26 protein-coding genes and 1 tRNA gene are annotated in these 23,760 nt (G+C 65.3%); 14 read left to right on the forward strand and 13 right to left on the reverse strand.

Annotated elements, in window-relative coordinates; genetic code table 11:
* Positions 1–67 precede the first annotated feature (67 nt).
* On the forward strand, positions 68–670 hold the full coding sequence (gene hpf / locus ACQR1H_RS20560) for a ribosome hibernation-promoting factor, HPF/YfiA family (RefSeq protein ID WP_315741249.1): 603 nt from the start codon (positions 68–70) through the stop codon (positions 668–670).
* A 328-nt stretch (positions 671–998) separates the two neighbouring features.
* Positions 999–1,460: a PTS IIA-like nitrogen regulatory protein PtsN gene (gene ptsN, locus ACQR1H_RS20565; RefSeq protein ID WP_315805649.1), complete on the forward strand. Its 462-nt coding sequence runs from the start codon at positions 999–1,001 to the stop codon at positions 1,458–1,460.
* Here ptsN and ACQR1H_RS20570 read toward each other — a convergent pair.
* The 10 genes from ACQR1H_RS20570 to ACQR1H_RS20615 form a co-directional block, all read right to left on the reverse strand.
* Positions 1,421–2,425 (reverse strand): sulfotransferase domain-containing protein, encoded by a 1,005-nt coding sequence (locus ACQR1H_RS20570; protein ID WP_434908111.1) that lies wholly within the window; start codon positions 2,423–2,425, stop codon positions 1,421–1,423. The genes ptsN and ACQR1H_RS20570 overlap by 40 nt on opposite strands.
* Before the next feature lie 187 nt (positions 2,426–2,612).
* Positions 2,613–3,119: a GNAT family N-acetyltransferase gene (locus ACQR1H_RS20575; RefSeq protein WP_315805651.1), complete on the reverse strand. Its 507-nt coding sequence runs from the start codon at positions 3,117–3,119 to the stop codon at positions 2,613–2,615.
* 144 nt (positions 3,120–3,263) lie between these two features.
* The gene (locus ACQR1H_RS20580; protein ID WP_009026315.1) at positions 3,264–3,527 is read right to left on the reverse strand and encodes a DUF1150 family protein; all 264 of its coding nucleotides are present in this window, start codon (positions 3,525–3,527) and stop codon (positions 3,264–3,266) included.
* 58 nt (positions 3,528–3,585) lie between these two features.
* The gene (locus tag ACQR1H_RS20585) at positions 3,586–4,011 is read right to left on the reverse strand and encodes an Hsp20 family protein (RefSeq protein WP_006613108.1); all 426 of its coding nucleotides are present in this window, start codon (positions 4,009–4,011) and stop codon (positions 3,586–3,588) included.
* Positions 4,012–4,145: 134 nt separating this feature from the next.
* The gene (locus ACQR1H_RS20590) at positions 4,146–5,225 is read right to left on the reverse strand and encodes a sn-glycerol-3-phosphate import ATP-binding protein UgpC (RefSeq protein WP_315805652.1); all 1,080 of its coding nucleotides are present in this window, start codon (positions 5,223–5,225) and stop codon (positions 4,146–4,148) included.
* 138 nt (positions 5,226–5,363) lie between these two features.
* Positions 5,364–6,212: a sn-glycerol-3-phosphate ABC transporter permease UgpE gene (gene ugpE / locus ACQR1H_RS20595; protein WP_315805653.1), complete on the reverse strand. Its 849-nt coding sequence runs from the start codon at positions 6,210–6,212 to the stop codon at positions 5,364–5,366.
* The gene (ugpA, locus tag ACQR1H_RS20600; RefSeq protein ID WP_434908112.1) at positions 6,212–7,093 is read right to left on the reverse strand and encodes a sn-glycerol-3-phosphate ABC transporter permease UgpA; all 882 of its coding nucleotides are present in this window, start codon (positions 7,091–7,093) and stop codon (positions 6,212–6,214) included. Before ugpA ends, ugpE begins: the two co-directional genes overlap by 1 nt.
* Positions 7,094–7,142: 49 nt before the next feature.
* On the reverse strand, positions 7,143–8,462 hold the full coding sequence (ugpB, locus tag ACQR1H_RS20605; protein WP_316178976.1) for a sn-glycerol-3-phosphate ABC transporter substrate-binding protein UgpB: 1,320 nt from the start codon (positions 8,460–8,462) through the stop codon (positions 7,143–7,145).
* Between the two features lie 203 nt (positions 8,463–8,665).
* On the reverse strand, positions 8,666–9,868 hold the full coding sequence (locus tag ACQR1H_RS20610; protein WP_434908113.1) for a CaiB/BaiF CoA transferase family protein: 1,203 nt from the start codon (positions 9,866–9,868) through the stop codon (positions 8,666–8,668).
* 121 nt (positions 9,869–9,989) lie between these two features.
* The gene (locus ACQR1H_RS20615) at positions 9,990–10,415 is read right to left on the reverse strand and encodes an organic hydroperoxide resistance protein (RefSeq protein WP_315741241.1); all 426 of its coding nucleotides are present in this window, start codon (positions 10,413–10,415) and stop codon (positions 9,990–9,992) included.
* Positions 10,416–10,581: 166 nt separating this feature from the next.
* Here ACQR1H_RS20615 and ACQR1H_RS20620 point away from each other — a divergent pair, with 166 nt between their 5' ends.
* Positions 10,582–11,043, forward strand: coding sequence for a MarR family winged helix-turn-helix transcriptional regulator (locus tag ACQR1H_RS20620; RefSeq protein WP_316239369.1), 462 nt, complete (start codon positions 10,582–10,584; stop codon positions 11,041–11,043).
* 36 nt (positions 11,044–11,079) lie between these two features.
* Here ACQR1H_RS20620 and ACQR1H_RS20625 read toward each other — a convergent pair whose 3' ends face one another.
* The 3 genes from ACQR1H_RS20625 to ACQR1H_RS20635 all read right to left on the reverse strand — a co-directional run bounded on the left by ACQR1H_RS20625 (position 11,080) and on the right by ACQR1H_RS20635 (position 12,255).
* A complete protein-coding gene (locus ACQR1H_RS20625; RefSeq protein ID WP_315805659.1) occupies positions 11,080–11,316 on the reverse strand; it encodes a GIY-YIG nuclease family protein in 237 nt (78 codons plus the stop codon).
* A gap of 377 nt (positions 11,317–11,693) precedes the next feature.
* Positions 11,694–11,769: transfer RNA gene (locus ACQR1H_RS20630), tRNA-Ala, on the reverse strand.
* Positions 11,770–11,850: 81 nt separating this feature from the next.
* Positions 11,851–12,255 (reverse strand): TIGR02300 family protein, encoded by a 405-nt coding sequence (locus tag ACQR1H_RS20635; RefSeq protein ID WP_315805660.1) that lies wholly within the window; start codon positions 12,253–12,255, stop codon positions 11,851–11,853.
* A 151-nt stretch (positions 12,256–12,406) separates the two neighbouring features.
* On the opposite strand from ACQR1H_RS20635, the gene aroA reads away from it, so the two are divergent.
* From aroA to ACQR1H_RS20690, 11 genes are all read left to right on the forward strand, one after another.
* Entirely contained in the window at positions 12,407–13,744 is a 1,338-nt protein-coding gene (aroA, locus tag ACQR1H_RS20640) for a 3-phosphoshikimate 1-carboxyvinyltransferase (RefSeq protein WP_434908114.1), read from the forward strand.
* A complete protein-coding gene (gene cmk / locus ACQR1H_RS20645; RefSeq protein WP_434908115.1) occupies positions 13,741–14,379 on the forward strand; it encodes a (d)CMP kinase in 639 nt (212 codons plus the stop codon). Before aroA ends, cmk begins: the two co-directional genes overlap by 4 nt.
* Before the next feature lie 250 nt (positions 14,380–14,629).
* Positions 14,630–16,339 (forward strand): 30S ribosomal protein S1, encoded by a 1,710-nt coding sequence (rpsA, locus tag ACQR1H_RS20650; RefSeq protein ID WP_315741235.1) that lies wholly within the window; start codon positions 14,630–14,632, stop codon positions 16,337–16,339.
* Positions 16,340–16,648: 309 nt separating this feature from the next.
* Positions 16,649–17,629, forward strand: coding sequence for a signal peptide peptidase SppA (sppA, locus tag ACQR1H_RS20655; RefSeq protein WP_315803968.1), 981 nt, complete (start codon positions 16,649–16,651; stop codon positions 17,627–17,629).
* 169 nt (positions 17,630–17,798) lie between these two features.
* Positions 17,799–18,116 (forward strand): integration host factor subunit beta, encoded by a 318-nt coding sequence (locus ACQR1H_RS20660; protein ID WP_315803967.1) that lies wholly within the window; start codon positions 17,799–17,801, stop codon positions 18,114–18,116.
* 77 nt (positions 18,117–18,193) lie between these two features.
* Positions 18,194–18,586 carry a lipopolysaccharide assembly protein LapA domain-containing protein gene (locus ACQR1H_RS20665; protein ID WP_434889986.1) on the forward strand — a complete coding sequence of 131 codons (393 nt, stop codon included), beginning with the start codon at positions 18,194–18,196 and terminating at the stop codon, positions 18,584–18,586.
* A 77-nt stretch (positions 18,587–18,663) separates the two neighbouring features.
* Entirely contained in the window at positions 18,664–19,323 is a 660-nt protein-coding gene (locus ACQR1H_RS20670; RefSeq protein WP_434889985.1) for a phosphoribosylanthranilate isomerase, read from the forward strand.
* The gene (gene trpB, locus ACQR1H_RS20675; protein WP_316178990.1) at positions 19,320–20,543 is read left to right on the forward strand and encodes a tryptophan synthase subunit beta; all 1,224 of its coding nucleotides are present in this window, start codon (positions 19,320–19,322) and stop codon (positions 20,541–20,543) included. Before ACQR1H_RS20670 ends, trpB begins: the two co-directional genes overlap by 4 nt.
* Positions 20,540–21,376 carry a tryptophan synthase subunit alpha gene (gene trpA, locus ACQR1H_RS20680; RefSeq protein WP_316178992.1) on the forward strand — a complete coding sequence of 279 codons (837 nt, stop codon included), beginning with the start codon at positions 20,540–20,542 and terminating at the stop codon, positions 21,374–21,376. Before trpB ends, trpA begins: the two co-directional genes overlap by 4 nt.
* Positions 21,377–21,470: 94 nt before the next feature.
* Positions 21,471–22,409 (forward strand): acetyl-CoA carboxylase, carboxyltransferase subunit beta, encoded by a 939-nt coding sequence (gene accD / locus ACQR1H_RS20685; RefSeq protein ID WP_315803962.1) that lies wholly within the window; start codon positions 21,471–21,473, stop codon positions 22,407–22,409.
* Positions 22,406–23,749 carry a bifunctional folylpolyglutamate synthase/dihydrofolate synthase gene (locus tag ACQR1H_RS20690; RefSeq protein ID WP_434908116.1) on the forward strand — a complete coding sequence of 448 codons (1,344 nt, stop codon included), beginning with the start codon at positions 22,406–22,408 and terminating at the stop codon, positions 23,747–23,749. The genes accD and ACQR1H_RS20690 overlap by 4 nt, the downstream gene beginning before the upstream one ends.
* Positions 23,750–23,760 lie beyond the last annotated feature (11 nt).

Below are 23,760 nucleotides of genomic sequence, written 5' to 3' on the forward strand. Positions count from 1 at the left end.
CCCCGCGATTGCGCCTTAACCAAATAGGCTTAGTGTCACACTTGGTTCACATGAATCGAGGCGACACATGACCCTGCGGATTTCCGGAAAGAGCATCAGCGTCAGCGAAGCGCTGCGTGGGCGCGTCAGCGAGCGCACCGACGAAGTCTTGCGAAAATACTTCGACGGCAACTATTCCGGCCATGTCACGCTCTCCAAGGACGGTTTCGGGTTCAAGACGGATTGCGCCCTGCACCTCGATTCCGGCATCACGCTCGAGGCCGAATCGAATGCGCCGGACGCCTATGCCAGCGCCGACCAGGCGCTCCTGATGATCGAGAAGCGCCTGCGCCGCTACAAGAGCCGGCTGAAGGACCGCTCGGGGCGCAAATCCCATGCGGCCAATGCGGCGCTCGCCAATCTCGACGGCGCGGTGCTGGATGCGCCGAGCTACGTGATCGAGGCGCCGGCCGAGGGCGACGAGGAGATCACTGGCTACAGTCCGGTGATCATTGCCGAGAACACCACGGCGCTGAAGCGGCTGTCGGTGTCGGAAGCCGTCATGGAGCTCGATCTTTCGGGGGCGCCCTGCATGGTGTTTCAGCACGGCTCCAGCGGCCGGGTGAACATCATCTACCGCCGCGCCGACGGCAATATCGGCTGGGTCGATCCACCGGCGGTGAAACCGTAGTCACGCGGATGCGTTCCAGGGATCTCCTGGCGGCGCGAAAACCGGTTCCCGATCAGGCGGTTGGCGGACGGGTTGCGACGTCACGCCACGGCAATGAAGGGATGCGACCAAGCGGTTGGGGCGCTGGCGCCTTCAGGCCGCCACGCTCCGGCGATCTTTAAGGATAGGCTGCGGGAACACGCTTGCGGGTGTTGGCACGGCCGTTGCGTTGGGGTAGAAGCCCCACCCATCGGACACGGGTTAAGCCCGCCTGCCGCCTCAGCTTCTTGACGCCGGTCTGTCCCGACCTATTTCGCACCCTGACGGTTCAATCACCTCGGAACGCCCTATGCCGATTACCGATCTGGTCGCACCCGAGGCGATCGTGCCGGCTTTGAAGGTCATCAGTAAGAAGCAGGCGCTGCAGGAGCTTGCCGCCCGCGCGGCTGCGCTGACCGGGCAGAACGAGCGCAACATCTTCGAAGTGCTGCTGCAGCGGGAGAAGCTCGGAACCACGGCCGTCGGGTATGGCGTGGCGATTCCCCACGGCAAGCTGCCGAAGCTGGAGAAGCTGTTCGGCCTGTTCGCCCGGCTGGAGCGGCCGATCGATTTCGAGGCCATGGACGGCCAGCCGGTCGATCTGGTGTTCCTGCTGCTGGCGCCGGAGGGCGCCGGTGCCGACCATCTGAAGGCCCTGGCGCGGATCGCCCGGCTGCTCCGCGACCAGGATGTCGCCAAGAAGCTCCGTGCCTCGCGCGACGCCCAGGCGATCTATTCGGTGCTGGCGCTGCCGCCCGCCTCCGCGGCCTGACGTCGTATCGCGCCGCCGCCCTGCAAGGACCGGGAAAGCCTGCTGGCCAGCTTCCGCGCCGCACTGAACCCGCTCGTCCGCGCGGGTGGGTGCAACGGCGTCGGCTCGTAGCCGAACTCGACGACGAGCTCCTGGAAGGCCTCGCTGCGGAGCAGGTCGAAATGATGCGGCATCATTCGCTCCTTGTAGATGCCGACCTTCCGGCCCCGTCCCGACGACGTCAGACCGCGGCCGAGCACATCGAGCTCCGCGGCCGTCTTCCGCGGCAGCCCCAAATAGTCACAGATGCCGTGAAGGACGGGAAACGACGACCGCGCCACATCGTCGGCCGCGAGCTCTGCATAGAGCTCTTCGAACCTCACGGTCAGGCAGGCCGGCGAGGCCAGCCAGCTCATGAAGTTCTTGATGCCGGACCGGGGCAAAGAGAGGAGGGTCGACGTGATTCGGGAGGCGTCGTCGGGGTGAGCAGCCGATCCGGCCGCCCGCAGATAGGCGTTCCACTTCCGCATCTTCGGGTAGGCCGCCGAATGGTAGACGAAGTCGACCCAGCTCACGACGATGTCGCGGGGGTCGCGGACGATGAACAGCATCTTGTGGTCCGGTCTGCCCAGCAGGTATTGCTCGAGATACGGACAGTACTCGGTATGCGAGGCGCAGGAGTAGCCGGAACTCAGGGCCGACGCCCAGAGCGGCGCCGGGAGCGCGCGTCCGTAGTCGAGCGAGCCGTCGGGATTCAGCCTGCTGATCGATGACGTGTAGGTGTGATAGCCGACATCGACGTGACCACCCAGCGCTCTGACGAGTTCGACCAGCAGGTACGTTCCTGCTTTCGGCACGCTGTTGCAGATGACGTAGCAAGGGCTCGGTCCCGGCGGAGGACTGTCCACAAAGACGTGCCGGTTGGGGAGGGTCCCGCGTGCAAGCTCTCGATAGACGCCGCCTGCATCAAGCCGTGATCCATGCATTTGCCATCCCTACACATGCTCGTCACACATCGGACTAGCGCGTGCCGCAACGGGGACAACTTAAGGATTGGACACCTTCGCCTTAAACCCGGTTGGATTGTATCTGGTTGTCAAATCGACCGTTCCAGACATCGATGGAAACAAATTTCTCAAAGGCGCTTTCAGCAGCCGCGTCGTCCGACGCCGGCTATCGCAACGATCTCGCCATGTAGCGCACCGTCTTGGCGCCGCCATGGATGCCGGCCGTCGCCAACGGCGCGAAGCCGAGCGCAGCATGAAACGCGTCCGACTGCGGATTGGGCGGATCCAGATTGACCTCGCAGACGATGTGGTCGTGGCCCGCCGCGGTCGCCTCCCGAATCAGCTCCTCATAGAGCTGCCGCGCCAGGCCCCGGCCGCGGGCGGCCGGCGCCACCACGATGCGGTCGACATAGACGAACCGATCGTAGCGCGCCCGGAACCAGCGGTGATTCGGATTGTCATAGGCGGCGGCGTGATCCAGCGCGATCACCAGCGCGTCGGCCCAACCAACGCGCCGGGCGCGCCAGGCTCGATCGACCAGCTGCTCCAGCGCATCGGGCGAGAGCCAGGACAGCTCCGAGGCATGCGCATTGTTGAGCGCGAGCAGTGCGTCCGCGAGCGCACGATCTGCGCTCAGCTCTGCGGCACTCAGGGGTGTTGTCGGCAACGTCATGTGCGGCGCTCGCTCCGGGCAGAAAAAAGGGCCGCCCCCGTTTCCGGGGACCGCCCTCGTGTCAGTGCGTGAGCCGCATGGATCTCGTGAGCATCAAGTCTCACGAGACGCGGTTGCCGCAGGCGCTGCGGCGCGGCCTTTGCGTCAGTGCACGCTCACGGCCTGGAGTTCGTGGCTCCAAGCATTCGCAATCGCGGCTTCGCGGCTGTCGGTGAGCATGATCGGCGTGCCGTCAGCGGCATGCAATGCGAACAGCTTCAGTCCCGGCGCGATGTGCGGTGCCTGCGGAAACAGTCCCGGTACGTCCTCGGAGCGGATCTGCTTCACATAAGCAATGTGGCCCTCGCCCAAGGTAGCCAGCGACTCCAGGGAGACGGGGGATTCCGACGCAACATTACCTTCAGTCATGGTCTCGACTCCTTCTGAGACTCAAGCGGTCGAGTCCGCTACTCGTTCCATCAAACCATTATTCGTGTTCATTGATCGCTATTGTCTTAACGATCCGCTCAGGCTCCGGCCTGGCCAGATCGACCGACAACAACCCGTTCTTCAGGTCCGCACCGAGCACATGCATTCCCTCCGCCAGCACGAAGGTGCGCTGGAAGTGGCGCGCGGCAATGCCGCGATGAATGTATTGCCTGGTCTTGTCGTCCTGCTGCCGGCCGCGGATGACCAGCTGGTTTTCCTCAATGGTGACATCGAGTTGGTCGCGGGTGAAACCCGCCACCGCCAGCGTGATCCGCAGACGCTCGGGCTGGCCATTGGTGCGTTCGAACCGCTCGATATTGTACGGCGGATACCCGTCGGCACCTTTGACGACGCGGTCGAGCACGCGCTCGATCTCGTCGAAGCCCAGCAGAAACGGACTGGAGAGCGAAGGAACACGAGACATGGTTTACAAAGTCCTCTCGAAGCGACTTTGATGTATCAGGGCCCTGTCGGCACCCCTTGAGCAGCAATATGGGCACGATCCGGGGTGCGTTCAAGCACCCCGAATGCGCCGGAACGGTCAGCCTGTGGAAGGGCTTAAGCCGATAGCCGCTGCCGGCCGTCGGCCGAGAACAGGTGCAGTTTGGCCCGCGGCGCCACGGCGCGAATCCGCGCGCCGATCTCCGGCGCGGCCGTGCCCGGCAGCCGCACGATGATGTCGTTGGCGGTGGCGGAGAGCCGGTCGTCGCTGCCGGCGTCCTGGCGCGCGCCGTAGACATAGGTTTCGGCGCCGACGTGCTCGATCGCTTCGACGCGGAGGTCGAGCCCGACCCCGCCCGCCGGAACGGTGTCGCCGAGCTCGAAATCTTCAGGGCGGATGCCGAGCTGGCCGGCATCGGCGGGAACCGCGTCGGCACCGTGCAACTGGGGACGGAGGCCATCGACCGGCATCAGGTTCATCGGCGGCGCGCCGATGAAGGATGCGACGAAGGTGGTGGCGGGCTTCTGATAGATCTCGAGCGGATTGCCGATCTGCTCGACCTTGCCGCCGTTCATCACCACCAGGATGTCGGCGAGCGTCATCGCCTCGAGCTGGTCGTGGGTGACGTAGATCGCGGTGGTGTTGAGCCGGCGCTGCAGCTTGCGGATCTCGACCCGCATCGCGATGCGCAGCTTGGCGTCCAGGTTGGAGAGCGGCTCGTCGAACAGGAACACCTTGGGCTGGCGCACGATGGCGCGGCCCATCGCGACGCGCTGGCGCTGGCCGCCGGAGAGCTGGCGCGGCTTCCGCTCGAGCATGGTGCCGAGCTCGAGGATGCGAGCGGCGTCCTCGACGCGCGTCCTGATCTCCTTCTCGGCCATGCCGCGATTGCGCAGGCCGTAGGCCATGTTGTTGTAGACGGTCATATGCGGGTAGAGCGCGTAATTCTGGAACACCATCGCGATGTCGCGATCGGCCGGCTCGATCGCATTGACGATGCGGCCGCCGATGTCGATCTCGCCCGAGGTGATCGTCTCGAGCCCCGCGACCATCCGCAGCAGGGTGGATTTGCCGCAGCCCGACGGGCCGACCAGCACGCAGAACTGACCGTCGCCGACATCGATATCGACGCCTTTGATGGCTTCGAAACCGCCCTGGTAGACCTTGCGGACGTTGCGGAGGGTGACGTTGGCCATGGAATGATTACCGGTAGAGGTTGAGCAGCGGGCGGTGGCAGGCGAATGGTGAATGGGGTGTGGCGAGGAGGGGAAGGCGAACGGCTTCTGATACCCGGATGTCTCTATTCGCTATTCGCCACTCCCTATTCGCTGTCCTCACTTTTCCGTCTCCACCAGCCCCTTGACGAACAGGCGCTGCATGACGACGACGACGAACACCGGCGGCAGCATCGCGAGCACTGCGGTCGCCATGACGATCGGCCACTCCGTCAGCGCGTCGGTCGTCGTGATCATCTTGCGGATGCCGATCTGGATGGTCTGCATGTCGTCGCGCGTCGTGATCAGCAGCGGCCAGAGATATTGATTCCAGCCGAGGATGAACAGGATCACGAATAGCGCCGCCATGTTGGTGCGCGACAGCGGCAGCAGGGTGTCCCAGAAGAAGCGGAACGGCCCGGCGCCGTCGATGCGGGACGCCTCCAGCAGCTCGTCCGGCACGGTCATGAAGAACTGGCGGAACAGCAGCGTCGCGGTGGCGGACGCGATCAGCGGCAGCGCGAGCCCCGCATAACTGTCGAGCATATGGAGGTCGGCGACGATCTTGTAGGTCGGATAGATGCGCACCTCGACCGGCAGCATCAGGGTGATGAAGATGAGCCAGAAGATCGGCATGCGGAACGGGAAGCGGAAGTAGACGACGGCATACGCCGAGATGATCGAGATCGCGATCTTGCCGACGGCGATCGAGAGCGCCATGACCAGCGAGTTCAAAAGCATGGTCGCAACCGGCTCGCGGGTCGAGCCGCTCGTGCCGACGAAGATCGTCTGATAGTAGGTCGACAGGAAGTGCCCGCCCGGCAGCAGCGACATCTGCCCGTTGGCGATCACCGCATTGTCCTGCGTCGAGGCGACGAATGCGAGATAGACCGGGAACGCGACGATCGCGATTCCGATCCACAGGATGACATGCGCGACATAGCGTCGAATGCCTTCTTGCTCGACCATCAGTAGGTCACCTTGCGCTCGACGAAGCGGAACTGGATCGCCGTCAGCACGATGACGATGACCATCAGAACGACGGATTGTGCAGCCGAGGAGCCGAGATTGCCGCCGAGCAGGCCATCGGTGTAGACCTTGTAGACCAGCGTCTCGGTGGACTTGCCAGGACCGCCGCGGGTCATCGTGTCGATGATGCCGAACGTCTCGAAGAAGGCGTAGACGATGTTGATCACCAGCAGGAAGAAGATGGTCGGCGACAGCAGCGGGAAGGTCACGGTCCAGAACCGCCGCATCGGCCGTGCGCCATCGATCGCGGCGGCTTCGAGCACGCTCTTGGGGATGCTCTGCAGCCCGGCGAGGAAGAACAGGAAGTTGTAGGAGATCTGCTTCCAGGCGGCCGCGAGAATGATCTGCAGCGCCGCCTGGTCACCGTCGAGCAGCGGATTCCAGTCGATGCCCATGGCGCGCAGATAGCGCGAGATCACGCCGAGCGAGGGATGCAGCATGAAGATCCAGAGCACGCCCACCACCGGCGGCGCCACGGCATAGGGCCAGATCAGCAGCGTCCGGTACAGCGTCACGCCGCGCAGCGGCTTGTCCGCCATGACCGCGAGCAGCAGCGCGACCGACAGCGACGAGAATGCGATGGCGAAGGAGAAGCCGAAGGTGCGGAGAATGGCTTCAAAATAGTCCGGCTGGCTGAGCAGGTCGGCGTAGTTCTCGAACCAGACGAAGCTCGTGGACAGGCCGAACGCGTCCTGCAGCAGGAACGACTGGATGACGGCCTGGATGGCGGGCCAATAGAAGAAGATCAGCACGATCGCGAGCTGGGGAGCGACCAGCACGAACGGCAGCAGCTTTGACTGGAAGATGGCGCTCTTCTGCATGATCGGTCGGCGAGCCGGCAGGCCGCGGGTGGCCTGCCGGCTCTTGGCCTTATTTCACGGCCGTCTTTTCGAACTGGCGCAGCATCTGGTTGCCGCGCTCGACGGCGGCGTCCAGCGCCTGCTTGGCGGTCTTCTTGCCGGCCAGAGCCTGCTCGATCTCCTCCGACCAGACGTCACGCAGCTGCACCATGTTGCCCAGGCGCAGGCCGCGGGAGTTCTCGGTCGGCTCCTTGTTGGTCAACTCGAGCAGCGGGGTCTCCAGATAGGGCTGATCCTTGTAGAAGCCCTCGGCCTTGGCCTTGGCATAGGCGGCCTTGGTGATCGGCAGATAGCCCGACGCCTTGTGGATGTAGACTTGGCGGTCGGTGTCCGAGAGGAAGGTCAGGAACTTGGCGACGCCCTTGTACTCATCGGCCGACTTGCCGCCCATGACCCAGAGCGAAGCGCCGCCGATGATCGAGTTCTGCGGCGCGCCCTTCACGTCGGGGTAATACGGCATCGGCGCGGCGGTGAAGGCGAACTTCGCCTGCGCCTTGACGTTGCCGAAGAACGCCGACGAGGTCAGGTAGATCGGGCATTCGCCCGAGGTGAAGCGGCCCTCGCCGGTGTTGGTGCGGCCGGCGTAGTCATAGGTCTTGTCCTTCTGCAGCTCGACCAGGTTTTCGAGATGCTTGACCTGCAGCGGACCGTTGAACTCCAGCACGGTGTCGAAGCCGTCGAGACCGTTCGCCTTGCTGGCGAGCGGCACGTTGTGCCAGGCGGAGAGCTGCTCGAGATTGACCCATGTCACCCACGAGCCGGAGAAGCCGCAGGTCGGGTGGCCGGCCGCATGGAGCTTCTTGGCGGTCTCGAACAGCTCGGGCCAGGTCTTCGGGATCTCGGCGTTGACCTTCTTCAGCTCATCGAGATTGACCCACATGACGGTGGAGGACGAGTTGAAGGGGAAGGACAGCATTTCGCCCTTCGAGGTCGAATAGTAGCCGGTGATGGCCGGCAGGTAGCTCTTGGGATCGAACTTCTCGCCGGCGTCCTGCATCAGCTTGTAGACCGGCTTCACGGCGCCGGTGGCGGCCATCATCGTGGCAGTGCCGACCTCGAACACCTGCATGATATGCGGCGCATTGCCGGCGCGGAACGCGGCGATGCCGGCATTCATCGTGTCGGCGTAGTTGCCCTTGTAGGTCGGAACGACCTTGTAGTCGGTCTGCGAGGCGTTGAAATCATTGGCGAGCTTGACGATGACGTCGTTGTTGGCGCCGGTCATCGCGTGCCACCACTGAATCTCCGTCACCGCGTGTGCGGGTGCGGCGGCGCCAAGGACCAGCGTGGCTGCCGCAGCGGCGGCTGTCCAGAATTGTCGAAGTGACATTAAAAAAATTCCTCCCATGGAACGTCATCGGCGTCGCGGCCGTAGCAGCGCGAGATGACAGTTTTGTGAATGTATAACCGGTTGGATCGTCAGCGGAAAGCGCGTTCGTCGCGGCGGAACGCAGCGACTTGCGGGAGACGGTAGCGGCGCCGGGGTGATGCCCGGGCGGCGCTAGCGTTGGGAGACGACAGGCTGATGGCTCCTCAGCGCTTGCGCTCGGCGCAGACCGTGCCCTCGGAGAGCAGGGCCTGGATCTCGTGCTCCGAGTAGCCGAACTCGCTGAGCACCTCCTGCGCGTGCTGGCTGTACTTCGGCGGGGTGGAGCGCAGGCTCGGCTTGGTGCGTTCGAGCCGGATCGGCGACGCCACGCCCTTGTACCAGTCCTTCTCGATGACATCGCCGCGATAGATCGTGTGCGGATTGGTCAGCGCCTGGTCGATCTTCTGCACGGGTCCTGCCGGCAAACCGGCCGCAAGCAGGCGGTCGCACAGCGGCTCCGCCTCGAATTGGCTGAACACGGCGGCGAGCTCGGCGCGCAGTGCCTCGCGATTGGCGACGCGATCCTTGTTGCGGGCGAAGCGCGGATCGGTGCCGAGTTCCGGCCGGCCGATTTCCTTGGCGAGCTTGCGGAAGGTGCCGTCATTGCCGACGCCGATGAAGATATCGTCGGTCCTGGTCGGGAAGATCGCATAGGGCACGAGGTTCGGATGCTCGTTGCCGGTCAGCGACGGCGGCTTGCCATGCATGAAGTAGTTTGCGGTATGCGGATGCATGATCGCGAGGCCGGTCTCATACAGCGTGACCTCGAGGAACTGACCGAGCCCAGAACGCTGCCGTTCCGACAGCGCCATCAGGATGCCGATCGCGGCATAGAGGCCGGTCGTGATGTCGACCAGCGGCACGCCGATCCGCATCGGCCCGCTTTGCGGCGAGCCGGTCGCGGCGATCATGCCGGTCATCGCCTGGATGATCGCGTCATAGCCGGGATTGCCGCCGCGCGGACCGTCGGCACCGAAGCCGCAGATGCGGCAGTGCACCAGCTTGGGGAATTTCTCGCGCAGCGTGTCGCTGCCGATGCCCCACTTCTCCAAGGTGCCGGGCTTGAAGTTCTCGATCAGCACGTCGGCGGTCTCGAGCATCCGCATCAGCACGACGCGGCCGCCCTCGGACGCGAGATCGAGGCCGATCGAGCGCTTGTTGCGGTTGATCCCGACGAAATAGGCCGCGTCCTCGTCGTGGAACGGAGGGCCCCAGTCGCGCACTTCGTCGCCGGCCGGCGGCTCGACCTTGATCACGTCGGCGCCGTGATCGGCCAGGATCTGCGTGCAATAGGGCCCGCCGAGCACGCGCGTCAGATCGATCACGCGCAGTCCGGCCATGGCGCCGGGAGCAAATTGAGGTGTCATCGGATGTCGCGAGGTTGGTTTCAGCTCGCGATCATTAAGCATTGCTGCGGCGGTGGCGCAAACGGGGGCTGCCATGCGGCAGGACAACGGAGGTCGTCCTGCCGCACGACGGAATTGAAGCTCAGACGACGGTCAGCTTGACGTCGACATTGCCGCGCGTGGCGTTGGAATAGGGGCACACCTCATGCGCCTTGGCGACCAGCGCCTCGGCGTCAGCCTTGGCGAGGCCGGGCAGAGAGACGGCGAGCTCGACGGTGATGCCGAAGCCGCCTTCCGAGCGCGGCCCGATGCCGACGGTGGAGGTCACCGACGTGTCGGCGGGAACCTTCGGGCCGCCCTGCGAGCCGACGAACTTCATCGCGCCGATGAAGCAGGCGGCGTAGCCGGCCGCGAACAGCTGCTCGGGATTGTTGCCGGCGCCGCCGCCGCCACCGAGCTCCTTCGGGGTGGAGAGCTTGACCTTGAGCGAGCCGTCGAGGGTCGCCGCCTCGCCGTCGCGGCCGCCGGTGGCCTTGGCGCTGGTCTTGTAGAGCACGTTCACAGACATGGAGTGTCTCCTGGTTGGACGAATTCAGCGAGTCAATATTGCACACAATTAGATTGTGCACAATATAATTGTCCGGTAGAAAATTCGTGATCGGTGCGCCGGGCCCGTTGTCGATGCGAGGCGTGCGGGCTCAAGATGCCGATAGGATCGACCTGTGGTGACCTCGATGCGAAAGAAGTCCGCGGCAGACGTGCCGCTCCAGCTCGGCAACCAGCTCTGCTTCGCCGTCTATTCGACCGCGCACGCCTTCAACCGCGTCTACAAGCCGCTGCTCGACCGCCTGGGCCTGACCTATCCGCAATATCTGGTCATGCTGGTGCTGTGGGAGCAGGACGGCCTGACGGTGAAGGACATCGGCGCCCGCCTGTTCCTCGATTCCGGCACGCTGACGCCGCTGCTGAAGCGGATGGAGGCTACGCATCTGGTGAAGCGGACCCGGTCGGCCGAGGACGAACGGCAGGTGCTGGTCACCCTGACGAGCCAGGGCGCGAGCCTGCGCGACAAGGCAAGAGCGATCGTGCCGCCGGCGATCCTGGACGCGACGGGATGCTCGATCGCGGAGCTCACGGATCTGCATGGCAAGCTGGTGAAGCTGCGGGAGCGGCTCGATGCGGCGGCGGAGGGGTGAGACCTCCCGCCAGATCAGCCTCGGAGCACCGCATCGTTAGAGGCGCTTCTTCGCAAACGCCCGACCTGAGCCAGATTTCAGATACTTCTCGAAGGCGAAGGCCTGCTTCACGTCGTTGAAAGCGATGTAAGTCTTGAGCCGCCACGGCCGAAACTTCGAGGTGTGCGGGACTTCGCCTGCATTGTGCTTCGCGACCCGAGCCGGGACGTCGTCTGTGATGCCGGCGTAGAAGTGCTCGCCATCGAGGCTTTCGAGGATGTAGACAAACTTCATGGCAGGCCGCCCCGACCCTTCTAGGTACGATTCTGGCAGGCGATGCCGCTTAGGGTCTACAACTTCGGTCGAATGAGCAGTTCGAAGGAGGTGGCCTTATCGCCCGGAGCCCAGGTCCGCCTTCGCCCTTCGGGCTATGCGCGACAGCCCTCGCACGCTTCGCGCAATTGGCGGATTAGGGTGGCTTGCCGAGCCGAAGCTCGCGAAGCGACGGAGAGGGGGGTATCGTCGTGCGGAGCGAAGTCCGCCTTCGCCTTCCCGCCTGCGCCAAAGAGGGCTCCGGCGTCCAGGCTACGGCGCGACAGCCTTCGCTCGCTTCGCTCAATTGGCAGATTGGGGTGGCTTGCCGAGCCGAAGCTCGCGAAGCGAGCGAAGGCTGGTGGAGCCAGGCGGGATCGAACCGCCGACCTCTTGCATGCCATGCAAGCGCTCTCCCAGCTGAGCTATGGCCCCTGAACCGAACCGGCGGTCTGGGTGACCGCCGGGGAGCACCGTGAACCACAGTTCGCGGCTGATCTCAAGTGTCTTCGACGATTATTCTTCGTCGCCGCCGACATCACCGATGATGTCGGTCACGTCCTCGTCGCCTTCTTCCTCGTCGGCGATGAAGGTCGAGTCATCATCCTCGTCATCGTCGAGGGTCTCGTCGATCTCGATGTCGTCCTCCGATTCGGGAACGACGGCCTTGACCTTGCCGGAGTTCTCCTCGGCATCGGCCTCCTCGAGCGACACCAACTCCTCGGCCTCGGCGGGCTCAACCACGTCGGCCGCCGCAGCGGCACGCGCAGCCTCGCCGCGCATGGCGCGGGTCGGAGCCACGGGCGCGATCGGCACGACCTCGCCGGTGTAGGGCGAAATCACCGGGTTCTTGTTGAGGTCATAGAACTTTTTGCCCGTGGTCGGGCAAATGCGTTTGGTTCCGAGCTCGGATTTGGCCACGTGCAGGCGTCCTGGCAATGTCTGAAAAGCGGTGTCTCACTTGGCTAGTTGCCGCGCCGCTGTCAATAGCGCTGTCAACGGGAAAATCACCGCTCGTGACGGAGGGCGGGGGCTGTGATACCTGCCGCGTCCGAAACACGAGGATCCCGCCGTGAGCACGTCAGCCGCCCCGACTCCCCTGGAATCACGCGCCTCCGGGCCCCTCTCGGGCACGATTCGCGTGCCTGGCGACAAGTCGATCTCGCACCGGGCGCTGATCCTGGGGGCGCTGTCGGTCGGCGAGACCCGGATTTCCGGCCTGCTCGAGGGCGAGGACGTCCTCAACACCGCCGAATCGATGCGATCCCTGGGTGCCAAGGTCGAGCGCACCGGCGGCTTCGCGTGGACCGTCCGTGGCGTGGGGGTCGGCGGCTTCGCCCAGCCCAGCACACCGCTCGATTTCGGCAACTCCGGCACCGGCTGCCGGCTGGTGATGGGCGCCGTCGCCGGTTGCCCGATCACGGCCGTTTTCGACGGTGATGCCTCGCTGCGCAGCCGTCCGATGCGGCGCATCCTCGACCCGCTGGCGCTGATGGGCGCGAAGGTGGTGTCGATCGCCGAGGGCGGCAAGCTTCCGTTGACCCTGCAGGGCGCCGGCAACCCGGTGCCGATCGAGTATCGCACGCCGGTGGCTTCGGCCCAGATCAAGTCGGCGGTGCTGCTCGCGGGCCTCGCCGCGCCCGGTGTGACCACCGTGATCGAGCAGGAGGCCAGCCGCGACCATACGGAGCTGATGCTGAAGCATTTCGGCGCGGAGATCGTGACCACGCCGGAAGGGTCTCATGGCCGCCGCATCGCACTGACCGGCCAGCCGGAGCTGTGTGGTGCCCCCGTGATCGTTCCCGCCGACCCGTCCTCGGCCGCGTTCCCGCTGGTCGCCGCGCTGATCGTCGATGGCTCGGACCTCGTGCTGTCGGACGTGATGACCAACCCGCTGCGCACCGGCCTGTTCACGACCCTGCGCGAGATGGGCGCCTCGATCGAGGAGGACGACGTCCGCGGCGATGCCGGCGAGCCCATGGCCCGGCTGCGCGTGCGCGCCTCGAAGCTGAGGGGCGTCGTCGTGCCGCCCGAGCGCGCGCCGTCGATGATCGACGAATATCTCGTCTTGGCCGTCGCCGCCGCCTATGCCGAGGGCACCACCGTGATGCGCGGCCTGCATGAGCTGCGCGTCAAGGAATCCGACCGGCTGGAGGCCACCGCGGCGATGCTGCGTGTCAACGGCGTCAAGGTCGAGATCAGCGGCGATGACCTGATCGTCGAGGGCCGCGGTCACGTGCCGGGCGGCGGCATCGTCGCGACCCACATGGACCACCGCATCGCGATGTCCGCCCTCGTGATGGGCCTCGCGTCCGACAAGCCGGTCACCGTCGACGACACCGCCTTCATCGCCACCAGCTTCCCGGATTTCATCCCGCTGATGTGCAAGGCGGGCGCGGATTTCGCATGATCATCGCCATCGACGGCCCGGCGGCCTCGGGCAAGGGCACCATGGCCAAGCGTCTCGCGGCGCATTACGGCCTCAGGCACCTGGATACGGGCGTGATCTACCGGGCCGTTGCCCATGCGCTGCTGACCGCCGGCATCGACCTCAAGGACGAGGCGCGGGCGGCGGACGTCGCCATGAGCCTGGATCCCTCGACCTTCGACAATCCGGCGCTGAGGTCGCACCAGGTCGGGTCCGCAGCCTCCGTGGTCTCGGCGTTGCCGAAAGTGCGCGAGGCGCTGGTGGCCTTCCAGCGTCAGTTCGCAAGCCAGCCGCCCGGTGCCGTGCTCGACGGCCGCGACATCGGAACCGTGATCTGCCCGGACGCCGAGGTGAAGATCTACGTCGTCGCCGATCCCCGCATCCGGGCGCATCGTCGCACGCTCGAGGCGCTTTCACGGGGGGAACCGGCCGATGAGGCGGCCATTCTGGCCGACATCCTGGCGCGCGACGAGCGTGACCAGAACCGGGCCGTCGCGCCTTTAAAACAAGCCCCGGATGCTTACTTGCTTGACAACTCCCATTTGGATATAGAGAGCGGCGTCCGGGCCGCCATCGACATCGTCGAGGCCGTTCGAGCGGGCCGCCAGCGGGTTTGATTTCCGCCGGCGTCATTGGAGGAAAGCCCGCTCCCGCCCTTGACCGTCGATAGCTCGATTGCGGTTCAATCGAGTCCGATCAGCCGGACGCACTTCATACGTATCGCATGTGCAGGCACTGCCGGCCCGCGCCGTTTGCGCTTATCGCGCTGACAGCGCGGACGTCTGGGGATTTGTGGACCTCCAGGCACTGTCCATTCGATGCGCCGATCAACCCAAGCTGGCGAGAATGTCCGCATCTGGAGAACAAATGGCTTCGAGTACCTCTGCTTCTTCCTACAATCCCAGCCGCGATGATTTCGCCGCGATGCTGGACGAGTCCTTCACCAAGGGCAACCTGCAGGAAAGCTCTGTCGTCAAGGGCAAGGTTGTTGCGATCGAGAAGGACATGGCCGTCATCGACGTCGGCCTGAAGACCGAAGGCCGCGTGGCGCTGCGCGAATTCGCCGGGCCCGGCCGTGACAGTGAATTGAAAGTCGGCGACGAGGTCGAAGTGTTCCTCGATCGCATCGAGAACGCGCTCGGCGAAGCGGTGCTGTCGCGCGACAAGGCGCGCCGCGAAGAGAGCTGGGGCAAGCTCGAGAAGGCGTTCCAGAACAACGAAAAGGTCAACGGCGTCATCTTCAACCAGGTCAAGGGTGGCTTCACCGTCGACCTCGACGGTGCCGTGGCCTTCCTGCCGCGCTCGCAGGTCGACATCCGTCCGATCCGCGACGTCGCGCCGCTGATGAACAACTCGCAGCCGTTCCAGATCCTCAAGATGGACCGTCGCCGCGGCAACATCGTCGTGTCGCGCCGGACCGTGCTGGAAGAGACCCGCGCCGAGCAGCGCCAGGAGCTGGTGCAGAACCTCGAAGAGGGTCAGGTGATCGACGGCGTCGTCAAGAACATTACCGATTACGGTGCGTTCGTCGACCTCGGCGGCATCGACGGCCTGCTGCACGTCACCGACATCGCCTGGCGCCGTGTCAACCATCCGACCGAGGTGCTGAGCATCGGTCAGACGGTCAAGGTCAAGATCATCAAGATCAACCACGAGACGCACCGCATCTCGCTGGGCATGAAGCAGCTGCTCGACGATCCGTGGCAGGGCATCGAGGCGAAGTACCCGCTGCAGGCCCGTTTCCATGGCCGCGTCACCAACATCACCGACTACGGCGCGTTCGTCGAGCTCGAGCCGGGCATCGAAGGCCTGATCCACGTCTCCGAGATGTCGTGGACCAAGAAGAACATGCACCCCGGCAAGATCGTCTCGACCTCGCAGGAAGTCGAAGTGCAGGTGCTCGAAGTCGACAGCGTCAAGCGCCGCATCTCGCTCGGTCTCAAGCAGACCATGCGCAACCCGTGGGAGGTCTTCGTCGAGAAGCATCCGACGGGTTCGGTGGTCGAGGGCGAGGTCAAGAACAAGACCGAGTTCGGCCTGTTCCTGGGTCTCGAAGGCGACGTCGACGGCATGGTCCATCTGTCGGACCTCGACTGGAAGCAGCCGGGCGAGCAGGTCATCGACAACTACAAGAAGGGCGACATGGTCAAGGCCGTGGTGCTCGACGTGGACGTGGAGAAGGAGCGCATCTCGCTCGGCATCAAGCAGCTCGAAGGCGATCCCTTCGCCGAGCCGGGCGATGTCAAGAAGGGTGCGGTCGTCACCTGCGAGGTACTCGACGTCAAGGACGGCGGCATCGACGTCAAGATCACCGGCACCGACTTCACCACCTTCATCAAGCGCTCCGAGCTGGCGCGCGATCGCAACGATCAGCGCACAGAGCGGTTCGCCGTCGGTGAGAAGGTCGATGCCCGCGTGATCCAGTTCGACAAGAAGGCCCGCAAGGTCCAGGTGTCGATCAAGGCGCTGGAAGTCGCTGAAGAGAAGGAAGCCATCGCGCAGTACGGCTCGTCCGATTCGGGCGCGACGCTGGGCGACATTCTGGGCACCGCGCTCAAGAACCGCGACTCGAAGTAAGCCTTCGATCCGCGTGACGAGATCAAAGCCCCGGCTTCGGCCGGGGCTTTTTTGTGCCCCCGGGGCATTTCGATCCGCCCCTCGCCATCGCATATGCGGATACGCCCGGCCATGACGACGTGGAGAGATGAGAGCAAGACTCCGATCATCGAATACGCTAGCCCTGCGGCCTGCTCGGAGCCCGTCGACCCTTTGACGGCTTCGTGGCGGAGCCTTCCTTTCTTCAAATTGCGCCGCGATTGATGTAATCGGATAACGAGATATTCAGGCTGCGGATGCAAAACGCGCCGAGACTTCCAGGAGCTGTCCATGTCGCTTGATTCGGATGTGATCGTCGATCGCCGCAGGCTGCGCCGCAAGCTGACGTTCTGGCGGGTGGTCGCGGTGCTGATCGCGGTCGCGGCTCTTTCCGCCATCGGCCTCGCCATGTCGCCGCGCGGCCGCACCGTGCTGTCGACCACCGGCTCGATCGCCCGCGTCAATATCGAGGGCCTGATCCGTAGCGATCATGAGCGAGTCGAGGCGCTGGAGCGGCTCGAAAACTCCTCGGCCGAAGCCGTCATCGTCCACATCAATTCGCCGGGCGGCACCACCGCCGGCTCCGAGCAGCTCTACGATTCGCTGGTCCGGCTGAAGGCGAAGAAGCCGCTGGTCGTCGTCGTTGAAGGTCTCGCGGCGTCCGGCGGCTATATCGGCGCGATCGCTGCCGATCACATCGTCGCGCAGCAGAGTTCGCTGGTCGGTTCGATCGGCGTGCTGTTCCAGTACCCCAATGTCGGCGAGCTGTTGAAGACGGTCGGCGTGAAGATCGAGGAGGTCAAATCCTCGCCGCTGAAGGCCGCCCCCAACGGCTACGAGCCCACCAGCCCGGAAGCGCGTGCGGCGCTCGACGCCCTGGTCAAGGATTCCTACGCCTGGTTCCGCGGACTGGTGAAGGATCGCCGGGCCATGAATGATGAGCAGTTGGAGAAGGTGGCCGACGGCCGCGTCTTCACCGGCCGGCAGGCGATCGAGCTGAAGCTGATCGACGAGCTCGGCGACGAGAAGACCGCGGTCGCCTGGCTCGTCGCGAACAAGAACGTCAAGAAGGACCTTCCGGTGCGTGACTACAAGCTCACGCCGCGGTTTGGCGACCTCACCTTCCTGCGAACGGCCACCTCGATCGCGCTCGACGCCGTCGGCCTGTCCGGAATCGCCCGCCAGCTCGAGCACACCGGCGTGGTCCAGGCGGTCGATCGCATCGGCCTCGACGGCATGCTCGCGCTCTGGACGCCCGCGCCGGGCAATTGAACTCGCCAAGACCATCCTCGGGACGATCTTCCCGTTTCGCGTGTGCCATGGCGAGGCCCCGTACCCGGCCTCGCCCCCCGATTCACGGCCGCGATGAATGATTTAGCGTCTTGACAGTCCAGCATATTTTCACGGAAATGGGACCTGTCTCCCCGGGTACATTTTCTCGATGATCAAATCCGAGCTGGTTCAGCGTATCGCCGAGCACAACCCGCATCTCTACCAGCGGGATGTCGAGAACATCGTCAACGCGATCCTCGACGAGATCGTCGCGGCGCTCGCCCGCGGTGACCGCGTCGAGCTGCGCGGCTTCGGCGCCTTCTCGGTCAAGCATCGGCCGGCCCGCGCCGGTCGCAACCCGCGGACCGGGGCGCATGTCCCGGTGGACCAGAAGAGCGTCCCGTTCTTCAAGACGGGCAAGGAAATGCGCGAGCGGCTGAACCGAGACAATCCCGCGGGCGCTGCGGCTGACGACTCAGACGATTGAAGCATCTCGCGCCGGCCGTGCTAGTCGTCGGCGGCTGATTTCGAGGCGAATCCGGCCTGACTGACACGAGCGAGCGCATGCGAAAATTCTTCACTGTCGTGGTCGTCCTTCCGCTGCTGGTGCTGTTCGTCATCTTCGCGGTCGCCAATCGGCATTTCGTTACCGTATCGTTTGATCCGTTCAACGCGACCGATCCGGCGCTCGCGGTATCGGTCCCGTTGTTCGCCTTGATCATCGCCGTCGCGATCCTGGGCGTGATCGCAGGTGGTTGTGCCACCTGGATCGGCCAACGCCGCTGGCGGCGGGCCGCGCGCCGTCATCAGGCCGATGCCGAAGCGGCCCGTGCGCAGGTGGCGCAGTTGAGCGCCGCGGCGCGTGCAAATCAGGGCTCGGCACAATCTCTGGTTACGACGGCGCCGGCGCGGCTTTTCGCCCCTTATGGGCGAGACAAGCAGGGCGCCGCGTTGTAGAAGGCGCCCAAGCTCGGCGGCCTTGGAAGCCGCCGGCTTCTGGTGATCCTTTCCGCCCGGACGTGCGTTGTTCATCGATGTCCCTGCTCGTCAAAATCTGCGGCCTGACCACGCCCGATACCCTCGCTTCGGCGCTCGACGCGGGCGCCGACATGGTGGGCTTCGTGTACTTTCCGCCGTCCCCACGCCATGTCGACCTGACGGCCGCGCGTGAGCTGGGCCGTGACGTCAGGGGGCGCGCGCTCAAGGTGGCGCTGACCGTCGATGCCGACGACGCGATGATCGAAAATATCGTCGAGACGCTGCGGCCTGATCTCCTGCAGCTGCATGGCCGCGAAAGCATCGCGCGCATCCGCGACCTCAAGCAGCGCTTCGGCCTGCCCATCATGAAAGCCATTCCGGTCGCGACCGACGCCGATCTTGCGCCGCTGGCGGGCTACGCCGATGTGTGCGACCGCATCCTGTTCGACGCGCGGGCGCCGAAGGATGCGACCCGTCCCGGCGGACTCGGGGCTACCTTCGATTGGCGTCTGCTGCAGGGCCTGAAACTCGATCGCCCGTTCATGGTGTCCGGCGGCCTGAGCGCCGACAACGTCGCCGAGGCCGTGCGGATCACGCGCGCCGGCGGCGTCGACGTGTCATCCGGCGTCGAGCGAACGCCGGGTGTGAAGGATTGCGACATGATCCGGGATTTCATTCGCGCGGCGCGGGCCGCTGAAGAGTTGAGCGTTCAATGACGACAGCCATTCCCAATTCCTACCGCAGCGGCCCTGATGACCGCGGCCACTTCGGCATCTTCGGCGGCCGCTTCGTCGCCGAAACCCTGATGCCGCTGATCCTCGACCTGGAAAAGGCCTATGCGGAGGCCAAGGCCGATCCGGCATTCCATGCCGAGATGAACGGCTACCTGAAGAACTACGTCGGCCGGCCCTCGCCGCTGTATTACGCGGAGCGGCTGACGGAGCATCTCGGCGGCGCCAAGATCTACTTCAAGCGCGAGGAGCTGAATCACACCGGCTCGCACAAGGTCAACAACGTGCTCGGCCAGATCATGGTCGCGCGCCGGATGGGCAAGAAGCGCATCATCGCCGAGACCGGCGCCGGCCAGCATGGTGTGGCCACCGCAACGCTGTGCGCGCGCTTCGGATTGGACTGCGTGGTCTACATGGGCGCCGTCGACGTCGAGCGGCAGCAGCCGAATGTGATCCGCATGGAGATGCTCGGCGCCAAGGTGGTGCCGGTGCAGTCCGGGGCCAAGACGCTGAAGGATGCGATGAACGAGGCGCTGCGTGACTGGGTCACCAACGTCCACAACACGTTCTATTGCATCGGCACCGTCGCCGGCCCGCACCCCTATCCGATGATGGTGCGCGACTTCCAGTCGGTGATCGGCAGCGAGACGCGCGCGCAGATGCAGGAGGCCGAAGGCCGCCTGCCGGATTCGCTGATCGCCTGCATCGGCGGCGGCTCCAATGCGATGGGCCTGTTCCATCCATTCCTCGACGACCCCTCGGTCGAGATCTACGGCGTCGAGGCCGCGGGCCACGGCCTCACGCAGCTGCATGCGGCATCGATCGCCGGTGGCCGTCCCGGCGTGCTGCACGGCAACCGCACCTATCTGCTGATGGATGAGGACGGACAGATCGAGGAGGCGCATTCGATCTCGGCCGGTCTCGACTATCCCGGTATCGGACCGGAGCATTCCTGGCTGCACGAGGTCGGCCGCGTGAACTATTTGTCGGCGACCGATGAGGAGGCGCTGGCCGCGTTCCAATTGCTATCGCGGCTCGAAGGCATCATCCCGGCGCTGGAGCCGGCGCATGCGATCGCCAAGGTCATGGAGCTCGCGCCGAAGAAGCCGAAAGACCACCTGATGGTGGTCAACATGTCCGGCCGCGGCGACAAGGACGTGCCGCAGGTGGGCGACATCTTGCGAGGAAGGGCGAAGGCATCGTGACCAGCCGGATGGATGCGCGTTTCGCGCAATTGAAAAAGGAAGGCCGCTCGGCGTTCGTCACTTTCGTGATGTCAGGCGACCCTGATCCTGAAACCTCGCTGGCGATCGTCAAGGCGCTGCCGCAGGCTGGCGCCGACATCATCGAGATCGGCATGCCGTTCACCGATCCGATGGCCGACGGTCCGTCGATCCAGGCGGCGGGCCTGCGCGCGCTGAAGGCCGGCATGACCCTGAGGAAGACGCTGCAACTGGTGCGCAGCTTCCGCGACAGCGATGTCGACACGCCGATCGTGCTGATGGGCTACTACAACCCGATCTACATCTACGGCGTCGACAGGTTTCTCGACGATGCCAAGACCGCCGGCGTCGACGGCCTGATCATCGTCGACCTGCCGCCGGAAGAGGACACCGAGCTCTGCATCCCCGCGCTGAAGGCCGGGCTCAACTTCATCCGGCTGGCGACGCCGACCACCGATGACAAGCGGCTGCCGGCGGTGCTCGCGAACACCTCCGGCTTCGTCTACTACGTCTCGATCACCGGCATCACCGGCGCGGCGGCCGCGGATTCGTCGGCTGTGGGCGCCGCCGTGGCGCGCATCAAGCGCCATACGGCGCTGCCCGTCTGCGTCGGCTTCGGCATCCGGACACCGGAGACGGCCCGCGCCATCGCAGCCCATGCCGATGGCGCCGTGGTCGGCACCGCCCTGGTCGACGCACTCCGCGCCAGCCTCGATGCTGAGGACCGCGCGACCGCCAAGACCGTCAGTGCGGTCGCCGATCTGGCCGCCGCTCTCGCCCAGGGCGTGCGCGGCGCGCAACAGGCCGCGGAATAGGCCGTCAACCACTATCCGAGCGGATGTCGCGGCCGCCTTGCCGTGACCCCGCCGTCCCGCCATATATCCGGGCGACCGCAACACGGAGCGACACATGAACTGGCTTACCAATGTGGTCCGGCCGAAGATCCGCAACATCCTGCGCCGCGAGACGCCGGAGAACCTCTGGATCAAGTGCCCGGATTCCGGACAGCTCGTGTTCTACAAGGACGTCGAGGCCAACCAGTTCGTCATTCCCGGCTCCAACTATCATATGCGCATGGGCGCGGTGGCGCGGTTGAAGTCGATGTTCGACAACGAGACCTGGTTCGACGTCGCGCTGCCCGAGGTCACGCCCGACCCGCTGAAATTCCGCGACGAGCGCCGCTATGCCGACCGCATCAAGGATGCGCGGGCGCGCACCGGCATGAACGATGCGGTGAAGGTCGGCTTCGGCAAGCTCGAAGGCATGGGCGTCGTCATCGCCGTGCAGGATTTCGATTTCATGGGCGGTTCGCTCGGCATGGCCGCCGGTGAGGCGATCGTGCGTGGCCTGGAGCTCGCGGTCGAGAAGAAGTCGCCGTTCATCGTGTTCGCGGCCTCCGGCGGCGCGCGCATGCAGGAAGGCATCCTGTCCCTGATGCAGATGCCGCGCACCACGGTCGCGGTCCAGATGCTGCGCGAGGCCAAGCTGCCCTACATCGTCGTGCAGACCAATCCGACCACCGGCGGCGTCACCGCGTCCTACGCGATGCTGGGCGACGTCCACATTGCCGAGCCCGGTGCGCTGATCGGGTTCGCCGGCGCCCGGGTGATCGAGCAGACCATTCGCGAGAAGCTGCCCGAAGGTTTCCAGCGCGCTGAATACCTGCTCGACCACGGCATGGTCGACATGGTCGTGCACCGTCATGACCTGCGGCCGACGCTGGCGCGGCTGTGCCGGTTGCTGACCAAGGCGCCGGCCATCGAACACGCCAAGCCCGCGCCGCAGCTGCCGCCGCCGGCCAAGCCCGCCGAAGCCGCGGAAGCGCCGGCGGTCGCAACGAGCGCGTGAACGATTCTGCCGCCCAGCCAAGACCGTCGCTCGACGAGCTGATCACGCGGCTTTCTGCCCTGCATCCGAGCCGGATCTCGCTCGGGCTGGATCGCATGCACCGGCTGCTGGCGCAGCTCGGTCATCCCGAGCGCAAGCTGCCGCCGGTCATCCACGTCGCCGGCACCAACGGCAAGGGCTCCACGGTCGCATATCTGCGCGCAATGCTCGAGGCCGCGGGGCTGCGCGTCCACGTCTTCACCTCGCCCTGGCTGGTGCGCATCAACGAGAGCTATCGGCTCGGCCGCGCCGGCGGTGGCGTCCTGGTCGAGGACGACGAGCTGATCTCCGCGCTCTTGGAGTGCGAGCGGGTCAATGCCGGCGCGCCGATCACCTTCTTCGAGGTCAAGACCGTCGCGGCCTTCGTGCTGTTCGCAAGGCATCCAGCCGATGTCGTGCTGCTCGAAGTCGGCCTCGGTGGCCGGCTCGATTCCACCAATGTTGTCGAGCAGGTCGCGGCCTCCGTGCTGACGCCGATCAGCATGGACCACATGGAGTTTCTCGGTGACACCCGCGCGCTGATCGCGGCCGAGAAGGCCGCCATCATCAAGCGCGGCTGCCCGGTGATCTCGGCGGCGCAGGAGCCCGATGCGATGGCCGTGATCGAGCGCGAGGCCAGGCGACAGCGCGCGCCGTTGTTTGCCGCGGGCGAGAGCTGGCACGTCAGTGTCGAGCGCAACCGGCTGGTCTATCAGGACGACCGTGGTCTTCTTGATCTTCCGGCGCCAAAACTGTTCGGCCGGCATCAGTTCGACAATGCGGGCCTCGCGATCGCGACCTTGCGCGCGGTCGATCAGTTCAAGCTCGCCACCAAGGCGTTCGAGGACGGCATCGTCGGCGCCGAATGGCCGGCGCGCATGCAGCGGCTGTCGAGCGGCGCGCTCACCGCGATCGCGCCGCAGGGCGCGGAGATCTGGCTCGACGGCGGCCACAATGCCGAAGGCGGCCGTGTCGTCGCCGCGGCGATCGGGGATCTCGAGGAGCGCGTGTCGCGGCAGCTCGTCGTCATCGTCGGCATGATGGGCAACAAGGATGCCGCGGGCTTCCTGGTCAACTTCGCCGGCCTGACGCGCCACATCATCGTCGTGCCGATTCCGAACGAGAGCAAGGCGATGGCACCGGCTGATCTGGCCGCCGCCGCGCGCACGCTCGGCATGCGCGTCGAGATCGCCGATGGCGTCGCGTCGGCGCTCGCCGGCATCGCGCGGCTTGCCTATGAGGTCCCGCCGCGTATCCTGATCACGGGGTCGCTCTATCTCGCGGGCCACGTGCTCGACCTCAACGGCACTCCGCCGACCTGAGAGGAATGGCG

The sequence above is a fragment of the Bradyrhizobium sp. HKCCYLRH2015 genome (assembly GCF_051168215.1).
Classification (GTDB): domain Bacteria; phylum Pseudomonadota; class Alphaproteobacteria; order Rhizobiales; family Xanthobacteraceae; genus Bradyrhizobium.

Excerpts from the sequence above, each read along its gene's own strand:
- hpf (WP_315741249.1), top strand. The coding sequence starts at position 68 with ATGACCCTGCGGATTTCCGGAAAGAGCATCAGCGTCAGCGAAGCGCTG.
- ptsN (WP_315805649.1), top strand. The coding sequence starts at position 999 with ATGCCGATTACCGATCTGGTCGCACCCGAGGCGATCGTGCCGGCTTTG.
- ACQR1H_RS20570 (WP_434908111.1), bottom strand. The coding sequence starts at position 2,425 with ATGCATGGATCACGGCTTGATGCAGGCGGCGTCTATCGAGAGCTTGCA.
- ACQR1H_RS20575 (WP_315805651.1), bottom strand. The coding sequence starts at position 3,119 with ATGACGTTGCCGACAACACCCCTGAGTGCCGCAGAGCTGAGCGCAGAT.
- ACQR1H_RS20580 (WP_009026315.1), bottom strand. The coding sequence starts at position 3,527 with ATGACTGAAGGTAATGTTGCGTCGGAATCCCCCGTCTCCCTGGAGTCG.
- ACQR1H_RS20585 (WP_006613108.1), bottom strand. The coding sequence starts at position 4,011 with ATGTCTCGTGTTCCTTCGCTCTCCAGTCCGTTTCTGCTGGGCTTCGAC.
- ACQR1H_RS20590 (WP_315805652.1), bottom strand. The coding sequence starts at position 5,225 with ATGGCCAACGTCACCCTCCGCAACGTCCGCAAGGTCTACCAGGGCGGT.
- ugpE (WP_315805653.1), bottom strand. The coding sequence starts at position 6,212 with ATGGTCGAGCAAGAAGGCATTCGACGCTATGTCGCGCATGTCATCCTG.
- ugpA (WP_434908112.1), bottom strand. The coding sequence starts at position 7,093 with ATGCAGAAGAGCGCCATCTTCCAGTCAAAGCTGCTGCCGTTCGTGCTG.
- ugpB (WP_316178976.1), bottom strand. The coding sequence starts at position 8,462 with ATGTCACTTCGACAATTCTGGACAGCCGCCGCTGCGGCAGCCACGCTG.
- ACQR1H_RS20610 (WP_434908113.1), bottom strand. The coding sequence starts at position 9,868 with ATGACACCTCAATTTGCTCCCGGCGCCATGGCCGGACTGCGCGTGATC.
- ACQR1H_RS20615 (WP_315741241.1), bottom strand. The coding sequence starts at position 10,415 with ATGTCTGTGAACGTGCTCTACAAGACCAGCGCCAAGGCCACCGGCGGC.
- ACQR1H_RS20620 (WP_316239369.1), top strand. The coding sequence starts at position 10,582 with ATGCGAAAGAAGTCCGCGGCAGACGTGCCGCTCCAGCTCGGCAACCAG.
- ACQR1H_RS20625 (WP_315805659.1), bottom strand. The coding sequence starts at position 11,316 with ATGAAGTTTGTCTACATCCTCGAAAGCCTCGATGGCGAGCACTTCTAC.
- cmk (WP_434908115.1), top strand. The coding sequence starts at position 13,741 with ATGATCATCGCCATCGACGGCCCGGCGGCCTCGGGCAAGGGCACCATG.
- rpsA (WP_315741235.1), top strand. The coding sequence starts at position 14,630 with ATGGCTTCGAGTACCTCTGCTTCTTCCTACAATCCCAGCCGCGATGAT.
- sppA (WP_315803968.1), top strand. The coding sequence starts at position 16,649 with ATGTCGCTTGATTCGGATGTGATCGTCGATCGCCGCAGGCTGCGCCGC.
- ACQR1H_RS20660 (WP_315803967.1), top strand. The coding sequence starts at position 17,799 with ATGATCAAATCCGAGCTGGTTCAGCGTATCGCCGAGCACAACCCGCAT.
- ACQR1H_RS20665 (WP_434889986.1), top strand. The coding sequence starts at position 18,194 with ATGCGAAAATTCTTCACTGTCGTGGTCGTCCTTCCGCTGCTGGTGCTG.
- ACQR1H_RS20670 (WP_434889985.1), top strand. The coding sequence starts at position 18,664 with ATGTCCCTGCTCGTCAAAATCTGCGGCCTGACCACGCCCGATACCCTC.
- trpB (WP_316178990.1), top strand. The coding sequence starts at position 19,320 with ATGACGACAGCCATTCCCAATTCCTACCGCAGCGGCCCTGATGACCGC.
- accD (WP_315803962.1), top strand. The coding sequence starts at position 21,471 with ATGAACTGGCTTACCAATGTGGTCCGGCCGAAGATCCGCAACATCCTG.